The organism is Microbaculum marinisediminis (assembly GCF_025397915.1).
Taxonomy (GTDB): Bacteria; Pseudomonadota; Alphaproteobacteria; order Rhizobiales; family Tepidamorphaceae; genus Microbaculum; species Microbaculum marinisediminis.
Window position 1 is genome coordinate 373,644 of sequence record NZ_JALIDZ010000003.1, and the last position, 16,240, is coordinate 389,883.

The following is a 16,240-nucleotide window of genomic DNA, read 5'->3' on the forward strand; positions in this document are numbered from 1 at the left end:
GAGACGGAAGGATTCGACAGAGAATGGCAGACTGGAAGACCCACGCGACATTCGATGGGCCGATCGTGATGATCGGCTTCGGCTCGATTGGCACCGGCACCTTGCCGCTGATCCTGAGGCACATCGCGTTCGACAGGGCGGACATGGTGATCGTCGATCCGAGCGACGCGCACCGGCACATCGCCGAGGAGAACGGCGTGCGCTTCCTGCAGGAGGCGATCACGCGGGAGAATTACCGCGAGGTGCTGGCACCGCTGCTGACCGCCGGCGGCCGCAAGGGCTTCTGCGTCAACCTGTCCGTCGATGTTTCGAGCGTGGCGATCATGGAGCTCTGCATGGAGCTCGACTGCCTCTATGTCGATACGGTCGCCGAGCCGTGGCTCGGCTACTACACGGATTCGAGCCTCAGCGTTTCGCAGCGCTCGAACTACGCCCTGCGCGAATCCGTCCTCGAGCTGAAGCGGCGCAAGCCGACCGGCTCCACGGCGATCTCCTGCTCGGGTGCCAATCCGGGCATGGTGTCGTGGCTGGTCAAGCAGGCGATGATCAACCTCGCCGACGATCTCGGTGTCGCCTATGAGCATCCGGAGAGCCGGGAGGAGTGGGGCAAGCTCGCTCGCCGCCTCGGCGTCAAGGGCATCCACATCGCCGAGCGCGACACCCAGCGCGCCCGCGATCCGCGGCCGTTCGAGGTGTTCGTGAACACCTGGTCGGTCGAGGGCTTCATCGCCGAGGGCGTGCAGCCGGCCGAGCTCGGCTGGGGCACGCACGAAAAGGCGCTGCCGCCGGACGGGCGCACGCATGACTACGGCTCCGGCGCGGCGATCTACCTGATGCGGCCCGGCGCGGGCACCAAGGTGCGCAGCTGGACGCCGACGGCGAAGGCCCAGCATGGATTCCTGATCACCCACAACGAGTCGATCACGATCGCCGATTACTTCACGGTCCGCGAGGACGGCGAGGCGGTCTACCGGCCGACCTGCCATTACGCCTACCATCCCTGCAACGACGCGGTGCTGTCGCTGAACGAGATGGCCGGCCGCCAGTGGCAGCCCCAGACGGACTGGGTGATCCTCGACGAAAAGGACATCGTCGACGGCATCGACGAACTCGGCGTGCTTCTCTACGGCCACTCCAAAAATGCCTACTGGTACGGCTCGCAGCTCTCCATCGAGGAGGCGCGCAGGCTCGCGCCCTACCAGAACGCGACCGGCCTGCAGGTGACGTCGGCGGTGCTCGCCGGCATGATCTGGGCGCTGGAGAACCCGCGCGAGGCGGTGGTCGAGGCCGACGAGATGGATTACCGGCGCTGCCTCGAGATCCAGCGTCCCTATCTCGGCCCGGTCAAGGGCTACTACACGGACTGGAACCCGTTGGTCGACCGCGGCGCACTGTTCCCCGAGGACATCGACGCGGAGGATCCCTGGCAGTTCAGGAACGTGATCGTCCGGTAGCGACCATATGGCCGGCGGCGGGGCCTATTCCGCCGCCTGCGCCTTTTCCCAACTCACTACCTCGCCGCGGGCGGGGTAGTCCTTGGCCAGCACGAAATCGATGCCGGCCAGCACCGCCTGCATCGAAGGCCGGGCGAAGGGCATGGTCTGCACGGACGCGAAGTAGAGGGTGCCGTCGGGGCGCACCAGGAACAGCCCGGGCTCGGTGAACAGCGCCGGTTCCGGCAGGCTCGGCGGCGGCTTGGGAATGCCTTCGGAAATATAGAGGCCCCATTTGCGGGCGGTGGCGAAATCCAGCCCGTAGCCGACCGTCAGGTCGTCGAGCATCCAGTCGTCCTTGGTCTTCTCGGCGGCCTCGCGCGTGTCCGAGGAAATGGCGATCGGTTCGACGCCGCGCTCCTGGAAGTCCTCCAGCAGATCCTCGATCTCGCGCAGCTGGCGGCTGCAGATCGGGCAATGCAGGCCGCGGTAGAACACGATCATCGTGAAGGTCTTCGGCGTCTGGTCGGCGAGACGCCATGTGCCGCCCTCGGCGAGATCCACCGTAAGCTCGGGGACCGGCTGGCGCGGCATCAGGGACTTGATTTCGGACATCGGCACCTGACCTTTTCCGCCGCCATGGGACGGCATCGCGTGACGGCATAGCGCGTCGATATAGTTGCAGGCGATGGCGCGGGAAGCCAATGTGACATCAATTCGCTGCGAAAATTTTCCGGAGGAGGGGGCATGACGAACGCGCAGCCGGTCAGAATCGCCATGTGGTCGGGGCCGCGGAACATCTCGACGGCGATGATGCGCTCCTTCGAGAACAGGCCGGATACCGTCGTCGTCGACGAACCGTTCTACGCCGCCTATCTCGCGCTCACCGGCATCGACCATCCGATGCGCGACGCGGTGATCGCCGCCGGCGAAACGGACTGGCGCAAGGTGGTCGACGGCCTGCTCGGCCCGGTGCCGGACAGTGTTTCGGTCTTGTACCAGAAGCACATGACCCATCACATGATCCCGGAGATCGGCCGCGACTGGATGGATCGGGTGACGAACGCCTTCCTGATCCGCCGACCGGAAAACGTCCTTGGATCCTACGTGCGCAAGCGCGAGGCGGTGACGCTCGAAGACATCGGCTTCATGCAGCAGGGCGACCTGTTCGACCGCGTGGCGGATGCGCTGGGCGCGGCGCCGCCGGTCATCGAGGCGCGCGATGTGCTGGACAACCCGGCGGGGACGCTGGCGGCGTTGTGCGCGGCGATCGGCATTCCGTTCAGCCAGGCGATGCTTGGCTGGCCTGTGGGGCCGCGCGACAGCGACGGCGTGTGGGGCGCCCACTGGTACGAGGCCGTCAATGCCTCCACCGGCTTCGGGCCGCCGGGCAGGGACGTCATCGACCTGCCCGATCCTCTGAGAAGGATCGCCGACGCCGCGCGTCCGATCTACGAGCGGCTGTCGGCGTTCAAGGTCGGCCCGGTCGTCTCCGACGGGCGGTAATCGCCGGTCCGGGCTTACGTCAGCCGGCGCGCAGGTGCATGGCCAGGCCGATGGAATCCATCTCGGCCTGCGAGCGCTGGTTCTCGCTCTGGCGTTCCCGCTCCACGTTGCGCTCTTCGAGCATCTCCACCTTCTTCAGCTCCTCGAACGCCTCGGCGAGTTGGCTCTGGGCGCTGGCGAGCTGCTCCTTCAGGCCGTCGACGGACCCCTTGAGGTTGTCACGGCGCTGCATGGCGGCCTTGGCGAAGGTCGGATAGGCGAAATGCGCAATATCGGTAACGCCGACCCGCTGTTCCTCTTCCACGATCTGGCGGTCGAGTTCGTCCGCCATCCGTTCGAAATCGGCAATCATTGTTTCAATCTGGGTCACCTGGCGACGCTTGTCGTCAACCTGGAACCGCTTTAGGCGGATAAGGCTATCACGAGACTTCATCGGTCAGTGCTCCACGTTCCTGAGGGGCTTCCTCGCCGCTACCAATCACGATCCGTGCCAGTTGCGCATAACCGTCCTGGATCGAACTCGTTTCGTCCTTCTCCTGGGCGAGAAAGGCTTCCAAGTCCGCGTGTCGGTCGATCGCCTCGTCGACGTCCCTGCTGGAGCCGCGTCGATAGGCGCCGAGCCGGATCAACTCTTCCATATCCGAGTAGGTCGCCATCAATTCCCGGGCCTTTCGGATAACCGGCCGATACTCGGGATCGGCCGACCCGGGCATTGTCCGGGAAACGGATTTCAAAATGCTTATCGCCGGAAAACGGCCGCGTTCGGCGATGGAACGCTCCATGACGACGTGACCGTCGACGATGGCGCGCACGGCGTCCGAAACCGGCTCGTTGTGGTCGTCGCCCTCGACGAGAACGGTGAACAGGCCGGTGATGGAACCCTTGCCGACGCCCGGTCCGGCGCGCTCCAGCAGGCGGGGCAGCTCGGAGAACACCGTCGGCGTGTATCCCTTCGCCGTCGGCGGCTCGCCGCCGGCCAGGCCGACCTCGCGTTGTGCCATTGCGAAACGGGTGAGTGAATCTATGAGACACAGGGCGTCGGCGCCCCGGTCGCGGAAGTACTCGGCGAGCGTCATGGTCAGCCATGCCGCCTGACGCCGCATCAGGGCGGTCTCGTCGGACGTGGCGACGACGACGATGGCGTTCTTCAGGCCCTCGGGACCGAGGTCGTCCTCGATGAATTCCTGCACCTCGCGGCCGCGTTCGCCGATCAGGCCGATGATGGTGACGTCGGCACTGGTATTGCGCGCGAGCATCGAGAACAGCACCGACTTGCCGACGCCGGAGCCGGCGAAAATGCCCATGCGCTGGCCGCGGCAGCAGGTCAGGAAGGTGTTCAGGGCGCGAACGCCCAGATCGATCGGCTCGCCGACACGCGATCGCATTTGCGCGGGAGGCGGCGAGGCGCGCAGCGGCAAGGCATCGGCGCCCTGGGGCAGGGGACCCTTGCCGTCGATCGGCTCGCCCAAGGCATTCAGCACCCTGCCGAGCCAGGCCTGCGTCGGGCGCACGCTCTGGTCCTGGCTGGCGACGACGGCCTTGCAGCCCATGCGCACACCGTCGATGTGCCGAAATGGCATACAGATCGCGCGGTCGTTCTTGAAGCCGACGACCTCGCAGCCGATGTCGCCTGCCGCAGCGTCAGCGATATCGACGCGCGCGCCGATCCGCATGGCCTGTACCGGCCCGGCAACCTCAAGCAGCAGGCCCTGCACCGCCGACACGCGCCCGAAGGTTTCCGCGGTCTGCAGGGAGGCGATCTCCTCGATCAGCGCCTTCAATTCAGTTTCCCCAGCTTCGTTTTCCACCGGCGCGGCGTAACGATTCGTTTACGCCTCTCGTCAATAATTTCCGACAACCTCTTAAGGGCTCGTAAACCAACAAGGCGGACCCCGCAGAAGGCTTGGCGGGTGAGTCGTAAGAATCGGTTAGTGAGTTCTCTTAATCTAAAATGTTAAGAGTGGGTGCGGCGATTTTCATCGGATTTTCAATGCACTGGATCAAATCAGGACCCCGAATCGTTAAAAGTTCGGTTGACGGAAAAGACGTTTTGTTAACCATTGGGGCCTAACGTAGCGATTCGTGGGATCCAGAATGGCTCCCCAACTAACGGCCGCGCATTGCGAGCGGGCACCAGCCTAGAAAGGCATGCGGAAAGGAATTGGCATGCGAGTTCTGCTGATCGAGGACGATAGCGCGACGGCGCAAAGCATCGAGCTGATGCTGAAGTCGGAGAGCTTCAACGTCTACACGACCGATCTCGGCGAGGAAGGGATCGATCTCGGCAAGCTTTACGACTACGACATTATTCTGCTTGACCTGAACCTGCCCGACATGAGCGGTTACGAGGTGCTCAAGACGCTTCGGCTGTCGAAGGTCAAGACCCCGATCCTGATCCTGTCGGGCCTCGCCGGCATCGAGGACAAGGTACGCGGTCTCGGCTTCGGCGCGGACGACTATCTCACCAAACCGTTCCACAAGGACGAGCTGGTGGCGCGCATTCATGCGATCGTCCGCCGCTCCAAGGGCCATGCGGAATCGGTCATCGAGACCGGCGACCTGAAGGTCAACCTCGACACCAAGACGGTGGAGGTCAACGGCCAGCGGGTGCACCTGACCGGCAAGGAATACCAGATGCTCGAGCTGCTCTCGCTGCGCAAGGGCACGACGCTGACCAAGGAGATGTTCCTCAATCATCTCTACGGCGGCATGGACGAGCCGGAACTGAAGATCATCGACGTGTTCATCTGCAAGCTTCGCAAGAAGCTGTCGGCGGCCACGGGCGGCAAGAACTACATCGAAACCGTGTGGGGCCGCGGTTACGTTCTTCGCGATCCGGATACGGACGCCGCCATTTCCGCCTGATCGGATTTCTCTAGGCAACAGAAAAGAGCCTCGTCGGTCCGACGGGGCTTTTTTTTGACCGCGCGCCGCCCACTTTCGGGATCCGTGCCCGTGTGTCAGGCTGTCCCCGAAAAACCAACAGGGGGGACCCGCGATGACCGATCTCGATGCATTGCTGGAAAAGGCGGTGGCCGACCGCGAAGCGCCGTTCCTGGTCGCGATGACCGGGAATTCGGACGGGATGACCTGGTCCGGCGCGGCGGGGCAGCGTTCGCCGGGCGCCGACGCGACGACCGATACGGTCTTCCGCATCTTCTCGATGACCAAGGCGATCGGCTCGACGGCGGCGATGATCCTGATCGATCGCGGCAAGCTGAGCATGGATACCGAGGTCGAGGCGGTTCTGCCGGACTTCTCGAGAATCCAGGTGCTCGAGGGCATCGAGGGCGGCAAGCCGATCCTGCGCGCACCCAGGACGAAAGCCACGGTCCGGCACCTGGCCACCCACACATCCGGCTTCGTCTACGAGTTCTGGAACTCGATGATCCCCTCCTACATGGAGATCGCCGGGCACCCGACAATCATCTCGGGGCTCAATGCCTCGCTCCACTATCCGCTGGCGTTCGATCCGGGAGAGCGCTGGGACTACGGCATCGGCATCGACTGGCTCGGCAAGGTCGTCGAAGCGGTCGACGGGCGGTCTATCGACCGGTTCTGCCACGACGAGATATTCGGGCCGCTGTCGATGCCCGACACCGGCTTCGAGGTCTCGGCAGCGATGAAGGATCGACTGGCGAGCGTGCGCGCACGCGGCGAGGACGGCAGCTTCGTCGACTTCGAGCTGTCGCCGCCGGCCAACCCCGAGTTCTACGGCATGGGGCATGCGCTCTATTCGACGGCGCCGGACTACCTGCGCTTCCTGCGCATGTTCCTGAACCGGGGCGAACTCGACGGCCAGCGGATCCTCAGCGAGGGCGCGCTCGACCACATGCTCGCCAACCAGATCGGGGATCTGCGGGTCGGGCTGATGAAGACGGTCGCCCCGCCCGTCACCGCCGATACCGAGTTCTTCCCCGGGCGCGAGAAGACCCATTCCTTCGGCTTCATGCGGATGGAGGAGGACGTGCCCGGCATGCGCAGGGCGGGTTCCCAGTCCTGGGCGGGGGTGCTCAACAGCCACTTCTGGTTCGATCCGAAGACGGATGTGGCCGGGCTCATCATGACGCAGATGCTGCCCTTCGCCGACCCGGCGTTCATACGTCTCTACGAGCGGTTCGAAGCGGGCGTCTACGACAACGCGGCTTAAGAGCTGAGCCCGCCGTGCAGCCGTAGGCGGGGCCGCCGGGGGAGGCGGCCCTCTGAGAGGCCCGGGTGTTCAGGCGACCTGGCCGACGGCGCGCAGCCCGGGCATCGCGGGCACCACAGCGGATTTCGGCAGCGGGCGATACAGGCCGCGACAGTTCGGCTGTGCTTCGAAGCGGTCGCTGAGCCCGACGACCGTCTCGGCGGCGCCAAGGATCAGGTAGCCGTCGGGTTCGAGGGCGTCGGCGATGCGCGACAGCACTTCGGTCTTCGTCGGCCGGTCGAAATAGATCAGGACGTTGCGGCAGAAGACGACGTCGAAACGCCCCAGCGCCGTGAAGTTCGCGAGCAAGTTCTGCTTCTGCCAGCGGACCATGCGGCGGATCGACGGATCCAGTTCCCACATGTCGCCCTGCTGGGTGAAATACTTCACCAGGAGCTGGATCGGCAGGCCGCGCTGCACCTCGAACTGGCTGTAGATGCCGGCCTTACCGCGATCCATCACCGTCTCGGCGATGTCGGTTGCCAGGATGTCGAGATGCCAAGCGTTGAGCCGGGAGTCCTCGCGACTGGAGATCGCCAGCGAATAGGGCTCCTGGCCTGTCGAGGCGGCCGCGCACCACACCTTTATCCCGCGCTTCGTCGCCCGCTTCTGGAGCATGTGCGGGACGATGACGTCCTTGAAGTGATCGAAGGGCGTCCGATCGCGGAAGAAGGACGACTCGTTGGTCGTCATCGCCTCCACGACGCTCGTGCGGAGCTTCATATCGCCGCCGAGCTTGAGGGCCCCGATCAGTGCCGAAAGATCGGCGATCCCGGCCCGCCGGGCAACCGGGCCGAGGCGCGCCTCGACGAGGTAGCGCTTGTCGTCGGAGAGATCGAGGCCGGACTGACCGCGAAGGAAATCGCGAAGATAATCATATTCTTGGGGCGTCATGCCTTGATCCCCTTCAGGTACCTGGAAAGTTGGCCGGGAATGCGGTCGAGCGGGAGGATCGCGGAACAGACGCCGGCACGGGCCGTTGCCCCGGGCATCCCCCAGACCACGCTGGACGCTTCGTCCTGCGCGATCACGGTTCCGCCGGCCTGCGCGACAGCGCGGGCGCCTTCGGCACCGTCATGTCCCATTCCGGTCAGAACGACGGCGAGTGTCGCCGCGCCGTACACCTTTACCGCCGACTCGAAGAGAGGATCGACGGCCGGCCTGCAATAGTTGACCGGGGGATCGTCGGTGAGACGGATCGTCGGTATGGCTCCCGGCTCGACAACCATGTGACGGCCGCCGGGCGCCACATAGATGCGGCCGGCGGCAATCGGTTCGCCGTCCTGGCCCTCGGCGGCGGGTCGTCCGCTCGCGCGGGCAAGATGCTCGGCGAGGATCCCCGTGAATGTCGGCGGCATGTGCTGGGTGATCAGGATCGGCACATCGGCGCCATCGCCGCCGAGCGTCTGCAGGACGGCGGTCAGCGCCGGCGGTCCGCCCGTCGAACTGCCGATGACGATGACGCGCGGGCGCACCGCCGACGGGCGCCGCAGGATGATCGGGGCGGGCTCCGGTGTCGCCAGGGTTCTCGGCCGGGGCGTCGTCGCGGCGGGTGCGGACTCCCGGCTCGCGGGCGGAACCGTCCTGCGCTCTCTCGGCCTGCGGGGGGCGAGAGCCCGTATCTTCTCGAGGAGATCGCGCCGAAAATCGTCGGCGGTCACCATGCCGTGCTGCGCCTCGGGCTTGGGGATGTAGTCCCGGGCTCCGAGCGACAGCGCCTTGAGGCTGATCTCGGCGTTCCGGCGCGTCAGCGTCGAGGCCATGATGACGGCCGTGTCGGGCTTCCTCGACAGGATTTGCGGAAGGGCGGTCAGGCCGTCCATCTCCGGCATCTCGATGTCGAGGACGATGATGTCCGGATAGGTCGCGTCGAGCGCGTCGAGCGCCGTCCGGCCGTTCCGTTGAGTGGACACGACTTCGATATCCGGCACTTCGCCGAGCCACCGCGCCACGAGGCCGCGCACGACGGCCGAATCGTCGACGACCATGACGCGGATCGGTGCGTTTGCGGAAGGCGGCGGTGCGGACCCTATGCGGGCGGAACTCTGTATGGACACGTTCGTACTCGGATACGCAAACCTGGAATGAGCCGCTTCCGCAGGCGGAGGGTCTTCAGAGGATTCCGGCTTCGGCGAACTTCGCCTCGACGATATCCCGGTCGAACGGCTTCATGATGTACTCGTTGGCGCCGGCCTTCAGCGCGCGGGCGATCTGCGCGATGTCGTTCTCGGTGGTGCAAAACACGACCTTCGGCTCACCGCCATCCTCCATCTGCCGCAACTGCTTGAGGAACTCGAAGCCGTCCATGACGGGCATGTTCCAGTCGAGCAGGATGGCGTAGGGCATCGCGTACCGACAGGCTTGCAGCGCCTGCGCACCGTCCTCCGCTTCCGTGACCGAGAAACCGAGTTCCTCCAGGATCCGGCGAGCGACCTTTCGGATGACGCTGGAGTCATCCACGACGAGACAGTTCTTCATCTCCAAATGCTCCGGATTTGGATAACCTGGTTCAGCTTATCCGTGCATCCCTACAAATTGGTTACGCTCAGGCAGCGATCGCTTCGTGATCCATGTCGAGGATCCGAGCGACGTCGAGGATCACGAGAAGGGTGTTCTCGAGCCGCTGGACGCCGGACGACACCCGTGCCCAACGCGGATCAAGGTTCACCGGGTTCGGCTCGATATTGGCGATCGGCAGCCTGAGGACATCGCCGACCTCGTCGATCACCAGGCCGTAGGATTCACCGCCATGCTCGATCCCGACAGCCATGGGCGCCTCGTTCACCTCGCGCTCCTCCAGGTCGAGGCGGCGGCGCATGTCGATGGCGGTGACGATGCGGCCGCGCATGTTCAGGACGCCGGCAATCTCCTTGCGCGACATCGGCACCGGCGTCATGCCGGTGAGGCGAAACACGTCGTGGACGCCCTCGATCGGCAGTCCGAACAACTGCGATCCGATCGTAACGGTGATGTAGTCGCAGGACGCACCCTGGTCGTGGTTCTCTTCGCGAACCGTCTCGCTCATGCTGCCTCTCCCATCGGACGTGCCATTTCCTTCAGGCTTTCCAGAAGGCCGGTCCGGTCAAACTTCGCCACATAGTCATGGAAACCGGCCTTGCGGCCGCGCTCGATTGCTTCGGGGCTGGCGAGCGACGACAGCGCCACGATCGGCAAGTCCTTGAACTTGCCGGTGGCGGAAAGCCGCTCGGCCAGCTCGTAGCCGCTCATCTCCGGCATCTCGATGTCGCTGACCACGACGTCGACAGGCTCGCCGGCTTCGAGGCGCTGCAACGCCTCCATCGCGCTCTCGCAGACGATGGTCCGGTAGCCGGCCGACTTCAGGACCGGGGCGATCATGTTGCGGAAGAACGGACTGTCGTCGATGAGCATGATCCGGGTGTCTTCGGGAACCGCTCCGGTCTCCTTGCGATGGAACCAGTCCTCGAACGCCATAGGCAGGTAGTGGGCGACGTCGATGACCTCGGTGGCGGATCCGCGGATCACGGCGGAGCCGAGAATTCCCGGGGTCTCCGAGGGAATCTGGATATCGAGGCGGTCGTCGACGATATCGACGACTTCGTCGATCACCAGGCCCATGGAGCGGCCGTTGTCGGTGAAGACGATCATCGGCTGCGAGCCTTCGGTGCGGCGCTCGACGGTGTCATTGACGTGGACGAGCGGCATCAGGCGGCCGCGATACTGAACGAGGCTGCGGCCGTTGGCGTGCTCCATGCGGTCGACCTCGATCTCCTCGAGGCGGGTGATAAGCGACAGCGGCACCGCCTTCGGCGCGGCCGAGCCGGCCCGGAACAGGAGCATCGAGACGGTCTCGTCGCGCAAGGCCGCCGTGTCTTCAAGACTATCGCGCTCCAGTTCGGCGGCGACGTCGGTGCGAACCTCCTTGGCGATGCCGTTGGGGTCGATGATCATGATCACCGAGCCGTCGCCCAGGATGGTGTTGCCGGAGAAGGCCGCGATGCTGCGCAGCATGCTCGACATCGGCTTGACGACGATTTCCTCGGTATGGAAGACCGCGTCGACGACGATGCCGAACCGATGCGAGCCGACCTGCAGCACAACGATGAAGCCGTCGGTATCGTTGACTTTCGTATCGGCGACTTTCGTATCGGCGCGTCCGTCGGTCGCCGTGCCGGCGGCCGTCTGGCCGGTGGCGTCCCTGGCCTCGTTGTCGGCCCTGACGTCATTGTCGGCCCCGGCTTCATTATTGGCGACGAGGCGCATCTTCGGCGGCAGGCCGAGCACGCTCGACAGGCCGACGAGCGGCAGCAATTCGTCGCGCAGCCGCAGGACGGGCGTGTCCTTGATGCGCTCGATCCGCGTGGCCGAGCCCGAGCCGGTGTGCACCAGCTCGACGACGGCGAGCTGCGGAATGGCGAAGCGCTGACCGGACGACTCGACGATGAGCGCCGACACGATCGCGAGCGTCAGCGGGATCTTGATCGTGAAGACGGAGCCCTCGCCCTGCACCGACTTGACGTCGACGGTGCCGCCGATCAGCTCGATATTGGTCTTCACCACGTCCATGCCGACGCCGCGGCCGGAAACGCTGGTGACCTTCTCGGCGGTGGAGAAGCCCGGATTGAAGATGAAGCGATGGATCTGCGCCTCGCTCATCTTCTCCAGCTCGGCCTCGGTCACGAGGCCCTTCTCGAGCAGCTTCTTGCTGATTTTCGTGGAATCGAGGCCGCGACCGTCGTCGGCGATCTCGATGATGATATGGCCGCCTTCGTGATACGCGGCCAGGCGCACCTTGCCGACCTTGGGCTTGCCCGCGGTCTTGCGCTGTTCCGGCAATTCGAGGCCGTGATCAGCCGAATTGCGAACCATATGCGTCAGCGGATCCTTGATCAGCTCGAGCACCTGGCGGTCGAGTTCGGTCTCCGCGCCGACCATTTCCAGCTCGATCTGCTTGTCCAGCTCGAGCGCAAGGTCACGGACGATGCGCGGCAGTTTCTGCCAGGCATTTCCGATCGGCTGCATGCGCGTCTTCATGACGCCTTCCTGCAGCTCGGCGGTGACGTTCGAGAGCCGCTGCAGTGGAACCTTGAATTCCGAATCCTCGTGGCGACGGACGATCTCGAGGAGCTGGTTGCGGGTCAGAACCAGCTCGCTGACGGTCGTGATGAGATGCTCCAGCGTGTCGACGGCGACGCGAATGGTCTGCGATTTCACCGGAGTGTCGCCACGGGCGGACTCGTTCCCCTCCCGGTTTGCAGGGGCTTTTCCGCGATCGGAGTCGTTCTGGGCGACCGGCGCTACGTCTTCCGGTTCTTCTTCGATGGTTGGGGGCGCTTCGGCTTCCGCCGTCTCGGTCTCCGGACCAGGCGTTTCGCGGAAGGCGCGTTCGAGCTCGTCGAGCGAGACCTCGCCGGGACGCAACTCGCGCTCCAGGGTCTGCACCACCAGGGCGGGCTCGGCCGTCTCGATTAAAACCGGTTCGGGTTCGCAGGCTTCGGCGGCAGCCTCGGCGAGGGCGTCGCCGGGGACGGCGGTGGCGGCGGCCGGCGCGGGCGCCTCGAGCGCCATTTCCTCCAGCCTGGCGATCATGTCGGTATCGGAACCCTCCGGCTCCTGACCCGTCTCCCCCAGAACAGTGATGATGTCCTTGATCCGGTCGATCGAGGCCAGGATCAGGGTCACGGCCCCCGGCGTTACGGGAACGCCGTCGCGGAACCGGCCCATGACCGTTTCCGCAGCGTGTGCCAGCGCCTCCAGCCGCGGCAGCCCCAGGAAGCCGCAGGTGCCTTTGATCGTGTGAACGAGCCGGAAAATGTTGTCGAGGATACGAGCGTTGTTTGGTTCCTGTTCGAACTTGACGAGCTCGACGTCGATAATCTCGAGACTCTCGTTCGTCTCGGTCAGGAACTCACTGACGAGATCGTCCATTTCGCGCCCTTTCTGGGTCTGCACCGAAGATGCCGGCCATACAGCCGTGAGACCACTCTGAAGGAGCGACAGTTAACATTGCTTGAAATGCGGCATTGGCCGCAGGTTGAACGCAGTATCGGCCGCACCGGGCGCGATGGTCGCGCCCGGCCGTCACGCGGCGGCGTCAGCTCTTGTCGGCTGCGATACGGATCGTATCCGCGTCGACCTCGAACGATACCGGCATGTCGAGGGAACTGGCCAAGCGGTAGGCGTAATAGGCCTGGACGGATCGGGCATCGAGCCCCTCTTCGGGCACGACACCCTCGAAGATCCCGCGGGTCGTATCCGAAAGCACGGCGTGGCTGCCGGTCGCAGATATCCGGAACGACACCTCTTCGCTGTCACTGATGATGGCGCCGCCGGCGCCTTCCCGGATGACGTCCACCGTCACCGTGCCGCCGCGCGGAATCATCGAGACGGCGAGGACCACGAGATTGACCAGTAGTTTGACCTGATCCTTCGGCAGGCTGTCGGGCGGCGCCTTCCAGTCGATGGTGGCCTTCTCGCCGGCATAGAGGTTCTCGGTGAGCTTTCGCGCCTCCTCGACCGGGAAGCGGTCGCCGGCCCCGCCCATGGCGCCGAAAGCAAGACGCAGGAACTGCAACCTTGCCGACGCCTTGGCCGCGTTGTTGCGGATGATGTCGAGCGCCATCTCGCGCATCGACTCGTCTTTTTCGTCCTCGAGTACTTCGAAGCCGTTGGTGACCGCTCCGACGGGGCTGATCACGTCGTGGCAAAGCTTGCTGCACATCAGCGCGGCAAGGTCGAGGTCGCTCATGGCTACCGGGTCTGTCGTCATACGGGGTCCGCCTCCCGTTTGCCGGCCGCCGGAATCACCGGGCCGGTATCCTGAAAGGCCGCGAGTGTTACATCGCCGAGTCGACTCCGACAAGAAGCGGCGGCGCGCGGGGTGGGCTGACCGGCCGCGATCTGCTATCAGCCGCGCCAATCGACCAACGCGACAACCGCCGACACGGCGAACCGTCGGGACGGCGAACCGTAACGAGCGAGCAAGACTATGCGTCAGGACACGAATACCGGATTGCCGACACTCGGCGACAGGGCACTGGGAGACATGCTCGCGACGATCGCGCTGGAGGCGGGGAGCGAAATCCTCGACGTCTACGGTACCGAATTCGCGGTCGAGCAGAAGGACAACGATTCGCCCGTCACCGAAGCCGACCGGCGCGCCGAAGCGGTGATCCTGAAGCGCCTCGCCGAGATCGCCCCGGACGTCCCGGTCATCGCCGAGGAGGCGGCATCGGAGGGCGACATTCCCGAAATCGGCGCGCGTTTCTTCCTCGTCGATCCGCTCGACGGTACCAGGGAATTCGTCAACCGGCGCGACGAGTTCACGGTCAACATCGCGCTGGTCGAGAACGGCGAGCCGGTGGCCGGGGTGGTCTACGCGCCGGCGCTCGGCATGATGGCGGTTGCCGACGGGCCGGCTTCAGGGCGCACGGCGATGCTCGCGAAGGACGCACCGATCGCGGCGGCGGACTGGCAGCCGATCCATACGCGGGAGGTTCCCGCGGCCGGACTCGTCGCGGTCGCCAGCCGGTCGCACCGGGACGCGGAGACGGATGCCTTTCTCGAAAGCCACGGCGTCACGGAAACGCGGAGCGCCGGATCGTCGCTGAAGTTCTGTCTGATCGCGCGTGGCGAGGCCGACGTCTACCCGCGCTTCGGCCGGACGATGGAATGGGATACGGCGGCGGGCCATGCGGTTCTGAGAGCCGCCGGCGGCTGCGTGCTGACGACTGACGGACTTGCGCTGCGATATGCCAAGCGCGAGCGCGGCTACGACAATCCGGCCTTCATCGCCTGGGGACGGAAGCCGGTCTAGCCGTTTTCCTGTTCAATAGGGAAACTGCTTGTTCCAGCTCTGCCGGGCCTCGGCGAGGATCTGATCGGGATCGTCGGCGAACGCCTGCATGTGTTCCTGGGAATAGAAGAAATAGAGGCGTTCCTCGTAGACAGACCAAAGGCGCGGGTTGCCTTCGGCGGGATAGCCGCGGGCGAGCGCCACAGGGCAGCGACCGCCGAAGCCGGGCGCATAGACCAGCGGATCCCTGACGAAGGCGTCACGGTTGCCTTCGTTGACGAAGCGCCAGGCGACCTTGCCCCACCGCGCTTCGTAGTCGGGATCTCCCTCGCGAATCGCGCCGTCGACGAAATAGGCCACTGGATCGTTGCCGTTGGCGGCGAAGCCGGTCGCCGGATCGAAGACGAAATGTCCGTTCTCGAGCGCGCGCGCCGGTCCGGATATCGCCAGAACGGGGGCGATCAGGACGAGCAGTGCAACGAAACGGCCGATTGAAGACATATTGTTAACCATCTCTTTGCAGAACATAGGCGGTGGCGTGAGTCGGTTGTCGCGATCCTGCCACCGTGTCGGTTAACGGCCCGGTTAACGCGGTCATGCCGGCATGAAGACGGTGGTCGGCATGAAAATGGCGGCCGGTTGAAGACTGGGGGCCGACGGCGTGGGGCGATTGAATGCGGAGGGTATCGACATGACCGAAACGCGGCGTTCAGTCCTCCTGGGGCTCGCGGCGCTGGCCGGCGGGACGGCACTGCCGACCCGTTTGCTGGCGCAGTCCGGAACGGAGCCGGGCACCTACAGCATGGACGAAATCGTCGACGCCGGGCATTCCTTCTTCGGACAGCTCAGCGAGGGCCTGGCGCAATCGATCGAGTACCTGTTCTCCAACCAGGGGCGGCCCAACGGCTACATTCTCGGCGAGGAGGGGAGCGGTGCTTTCGTCGCCGGTCTGCGCTACGGCGAGGGCGTCCTGAACACGAAGAACGCAGGCCAGCACAAGGTTTTCTGGCAAGGGCCGACGATCGGCTGGGATTTCGGCGGCGACGGCGCGCGCACGATGATGCTCGTCTACAATCTGCCGGACACGGAGTCGATCTACCGGTACTTCGCCGGTGTGAACGGCTCGGCCTATCTGGTCGCCGGTTTCGGAGTTTCCGTCTACAGCAACCACGATATCGTCATCGCGCCGATACGGGCGGGGCTGGGGGCGCGGCTCGGCGTCAATGTCGGCTATCTGAAGATGACCCGTCAGGCGACCTGGAATCCGTTCTAGCCGAAAATTCGGCGCTGGAGTGTAGCGTCCCGACCGGTTACTTTACTGGCTACCGTCATTGCGCG

16 protein-coding genes are annotated in these 16,240 nt (G+C 64.9%); 6 read left to right on the top strand and 10 right to left on the bottom strand.

The window, feature by feature from the left end; all coding sequences use genetic code 11:
• Positions 1-23 precede the first annotated feature (23 nt).
• Positions 24-1,454 carry a homospermidine synthase gene (locus MUB46_RS07855; RefSeq protein ID WP_261615334.1) on the top strand — a complete coding sequence of 477 codons (1,431 nt, stop codon included), beginning with the start codon at positions 24-26 and terminating at the stop codon, positions 1,452-1,454.
• A 24-nt stretch (positions 1,455-1,478) separates the two neighbouring features.
• Here the strand turns inward: MUB46_RS07855 and MUB46_RS07860 are convergent, their stop codons facing one another.
• Positions 1,479-2,048, bottom strand: coding sequence for a peroxiredoxin-like family protein (locus MUB46_RS07860; protein ID WP_261615335.1), 570 nt, complete (start codon positions 2,046-2,048; stop codon positions 1,479-1,481).
• Between the two features lie 132 nt (positions 2,049-2,180).
• On the opposite strand from MUB46_RS07860, the gene MUB46_RS07865 reads away from it, so the two are divergent.
• Positions 2,181-2,939 carry a sulfotransferase-like domain-containing protein gene (locus MUB46_RS07865; protein WP_261615336.1) on the top strand — a complete coding sequence of 253 codons (759 nt, stop codon included), beginning with the start codon at positions 2,181-2,183 and terminating at the stop codon, positions 2,937-2,939.
• Positions 2,940-2,958: 19 nt separating this feature from the next.
• On the opposite strand, the gene fliJ is transcribed toward MUB46_RS07865, so the two are convergent.
• Positions 2,959-3,372 (bottom strand): flagellar export protein FliJ, encoded by a 414-nt coding sequence (fliJ, locus tag MUB46_RS07870; RefSeq protein ID WP_261615337.1) that lies wholly within the window; start codon positions 3,370-3,372, stop codon positions 2,959-2,961.
• Positions 3,359-4,720, bottom strand: coding sequence for a flagellar protein export ATPase FliI (fliI, locus tag MUB46_RS07875; RefSeq protein WP_261615338.1), 1,362 nt, complete (start codon positions 4,718-4,720; stop codon positions 3,359-3,361). Before fliI ends, fliJ begins: the two co-directional genes overlap by 14 nt.
• Before the next feature lie 385 nt (positions 4,721-5,105).
• Between fliI and ctrA the strand changes: the two genes are divergently transcribed.
• Both ctrA and MUB46_RS07885 read left to right on the top strand, forming a co-directional pair.
• On the top strand, positions 5,106-5,804 hold the full coding sequence (ctrA, locus tag MUB46_RS07880) for a response regulator transcription factor CtrA (RefSeq protein ID WP_261615339.1): 699 nt from the start codon (positions 5,106-5,108) through the stop codon (positions 5,802-5,804).
• A 133-nt stretch (positions 5,805-5,937) separates the two neighbouring features.
• The gene (locus MUB46_RS07885) at positions 5,938-7,089 is read left to right on the top strand and encodes a serine hydrolase domain-containing protein (RefSeq protein WP_261615340.1); all 1,152 of its coding nucleotides are present in this window, start codon (positions 5,938-5,940) and stop codon (positions 7,087-7,089) included.
• A 69-nt stretch (positions 7,090-7,158) separates the two neighbouring features.
• Here MUB46_RS07885 and MUB46_RS07890 read toward each other — a convergent pair whose 3' ends face one another.
• The 6 genes from MUB46_RS07890 to MUB46_RS07915 form a co-directional block, all read right to left on the bottom strand.
• Entirely contained in the window at positions 7,159-8,022 is an 864-nt protein-coding gene (locus tag MUB46_RS07890) for a CheR family methyltransferase (RefSeq protein ID WP_261615341.1), read from the bottom strand.
• Positions 8,019-9,116, bottom strand: a complete 1,098-nt coding sequence (locus tag MUB46_RS07895) for a protein-glutamate methylesterase/protein-glutamine glutaminase (RefSeq protein ID WP_261615342.1) — start codon at positions 9,114-9,116, stop codon at positions 8,019-8,021. Before MUB46_RS07895 ends, MUB46_RS07890 begins: the two co-directional genes overlap by 4 nt.
• Before the next feature lie 124 nt (positions 9,117-9,240).
• Positions 9,241-9,606, bottom strand: coding sequence for a response regulator (locus MUB46_RS07900; protein ID WP_261615343.1), 366 nt, complete (start codon positions 9,604-9,606; stop codon positions 9,241-9,243).
• Positions 9,607-9,673: 67 nt separating this feature from the next.
• Positions 9,674-10,153 (bottom strand): chemotaxis protein CheW, encoded by a 480-nt coding sequence (locus tag MUB46_RS07905; RefSeq protein ID WP_261615344.1) that lies wholly within the window; start codon positions 10,151-10,153, stop codon positions 9,674-9,676.
• Positions 10,150-13,035: a hybrid sensor histidine kinase/response regulator gene (locus MUB46_RS07910; RefSeq protein WP_261615345.1), complete on the bottom strand. Its 2,886-nt coding sequence runs from the start codon at positions 13,033-13,035 to the stop codon at positions 10,150-10,152. The genes MUB46_RS07905 and MUB46_RS07910 overlap by 4 nt, the downstream gene beginning before the upstream one ends.
• 166 nt (positions 13,036-13,201) lie before the next feature.
• A complete protein-coding gene (locus MUB46_RS07915; protein WP_261615346.1) occupies positions 13,202-13,876 on the bottom strand; it encodes a histidine phosphotransferase family protein in 675 nt (224 codons plus the stop codon).
• A 219-nt stretch (positions 13,877-14,095) separates the two neighbouring features.
• Between MUB46_RS07915 and cysQ the strand changes: the two genes are divergently transcribed.
• On the top strand, positions 14,096-14,923 hold the full coding sequence (cysQ, locus tag MUB46_RS07920; RefSeq protein WP_425256223.1) for a 3'(2'),5'-bisphosphate nucleotidase CysQ: 828 nt from the start codon (positions 14,096-14,098) through the stop codon (positions 14,921-14,923).
• Between the two features lie 12 nt (positions 14,924-14,935).
• Here cysQ and MUB46_RS07925 read toward each other — a convergent pair whose 3' ends face one another.
• Positions 14,936-15,403, bottom strand: a complete 468-nt coding sequence (locus MUB46_RS07925; protein WP_261615347.1) for a YHS domain-containing (seleno)protein — start codon at positions 15,401-15,403, stop codon at positions 14,936-14,938.
• Between the two features lie 190 nt (positions 15,404-15,593).
• On the opposite strand from MUB46_RS07925, the gene MUB46_RS07930 reads away from it, so the two are divergent.
• Positions 15,594-16,175, top strand: a complete 582-nt coding sequence (locus MUB46_RS07930) for a DUF1134 domain-containing protein (RefSeq protein WP_261615348.1) — start codon at positions 15,594-15,596, stop codon at positions 16,173-16,175.
• The last annotated feature ends 65 nt before the right edge of the window (positions 16,176-16,240 follow it).

What these genes read in the sequence shown, in the direction of transcription:
- ctrA (WP_261615339.1), top strand. Translation starts at nt 5,106, where the DNA reads ATGCGAGTTCTGCTGATCGAGGACGATAGCGCGACGGCGCAAAGCATC.
- MUB46_RS07865 (WP_261615336.1), top strand. Translation starts at nt 2,181, where the DNA reads ATGACGAACGCGCAGCCGGTCAGAATCGCCATGTGGTCGGGGCCGCGG.
- MUB46_RS07890 (WP_261615341.1), bottom strand. Translation starts at nt 8,022, where the DNA reads ATGACGCCCCAAGAATATGATTATCTTCGCGATTTCCTTCGCGGTCAG.
- MUB46_RS07855 (WP_261615334.1), top strand. Translation starts at nt 24, where the DNA reads ATGGCAGACTGGAAGACCCACGCGACATTCGATGGGCCGATCGTGATG.
- MUB46_RS07905 (WP_261615344.1), bottom strand. Translation starts at nt 10,153, where the DNA reads ATGAGCGAGACGGTTCGCGAAGAGAACCACGACCAGGGTGCGTCCTGC.
- MUB46_RS07910 (WP_261615345.1), bottom strand. Translation starts at nt 13,035, where the DNA reads ATGGACGATCTCGTCAGTGAGTTCCTGACCGAGACGAACGAGAGTCTC.
- MUB46_RS07930 (WP_261615348.1), top strand. Translation starts at nt 15,594, where the DNA reads ATGACCGAAACGCGGCGTTCAGTCCTCCTGGGGCTCGCGGCGCTGGCC.
- cysQ (WP_425256223.1), top strand. Translation starts at nt 14,096, where the DNA reads ATGCGTCAGGACACGAATACCGGATTGCCGACACTCGGCGACAGGGCA.
- MUB46_RS07885 (WP_261615340.1), top strand. Translation starts at nt 5,938, where the DNA reads ATGACCGATCTCGATGCATTGCTGGAAAAGGCGGTGGCCGACCGCGAA.
- MUB46_RS07925 (WP_261615347.1), bottom strand. Translation starts at nt 15,403, where the DNA reads ATGTCTTCAATCGGCCGTTTCGTTGCACTGCTCGTCCTGATCGCCCCC.
- MUB46_RS07900 (WP_261615343.1), bottom strand. Translation starts at nt 9,606, where the DNA reads ATGAAGAACTGTCTCGTCGTGGATGACTCCAGCGTCATCCGAAAGGTC.
- fliJ (WP_261615337.1), bottom strand. Translation starts at nt 3,372, where the DNA reads ATGAAGTCTCGTGATAGCCTTATCCGCCTAAAGCGGTTCCAGGTTGAC.
- MUB46_RS07895 (WP_261615342.1), bottom strand. Translation starts at nt 9,116, where the DNA reads ATGGTCGTCGACGATTCGGCCGTCGTGCGCGGCCTCGTGGCGCGGTGG.
- MUB46_RS07915 (WP_261615346.1), bottom strand. Translation starts at nt 13,876, where the DNA reads ATGACGACAGACCCGGTAGCCATGAGCGACCTCGACCTTGCCGCGCTG.
- MUB46_RS07860 (WP_261615335.1), bottom strand. Translation starts at nt 2,048, where the DNA reads ATGTCCGAAATCAAGTCCCTGATGCCGCGCCAGCCGGTCCCCGAGCTT.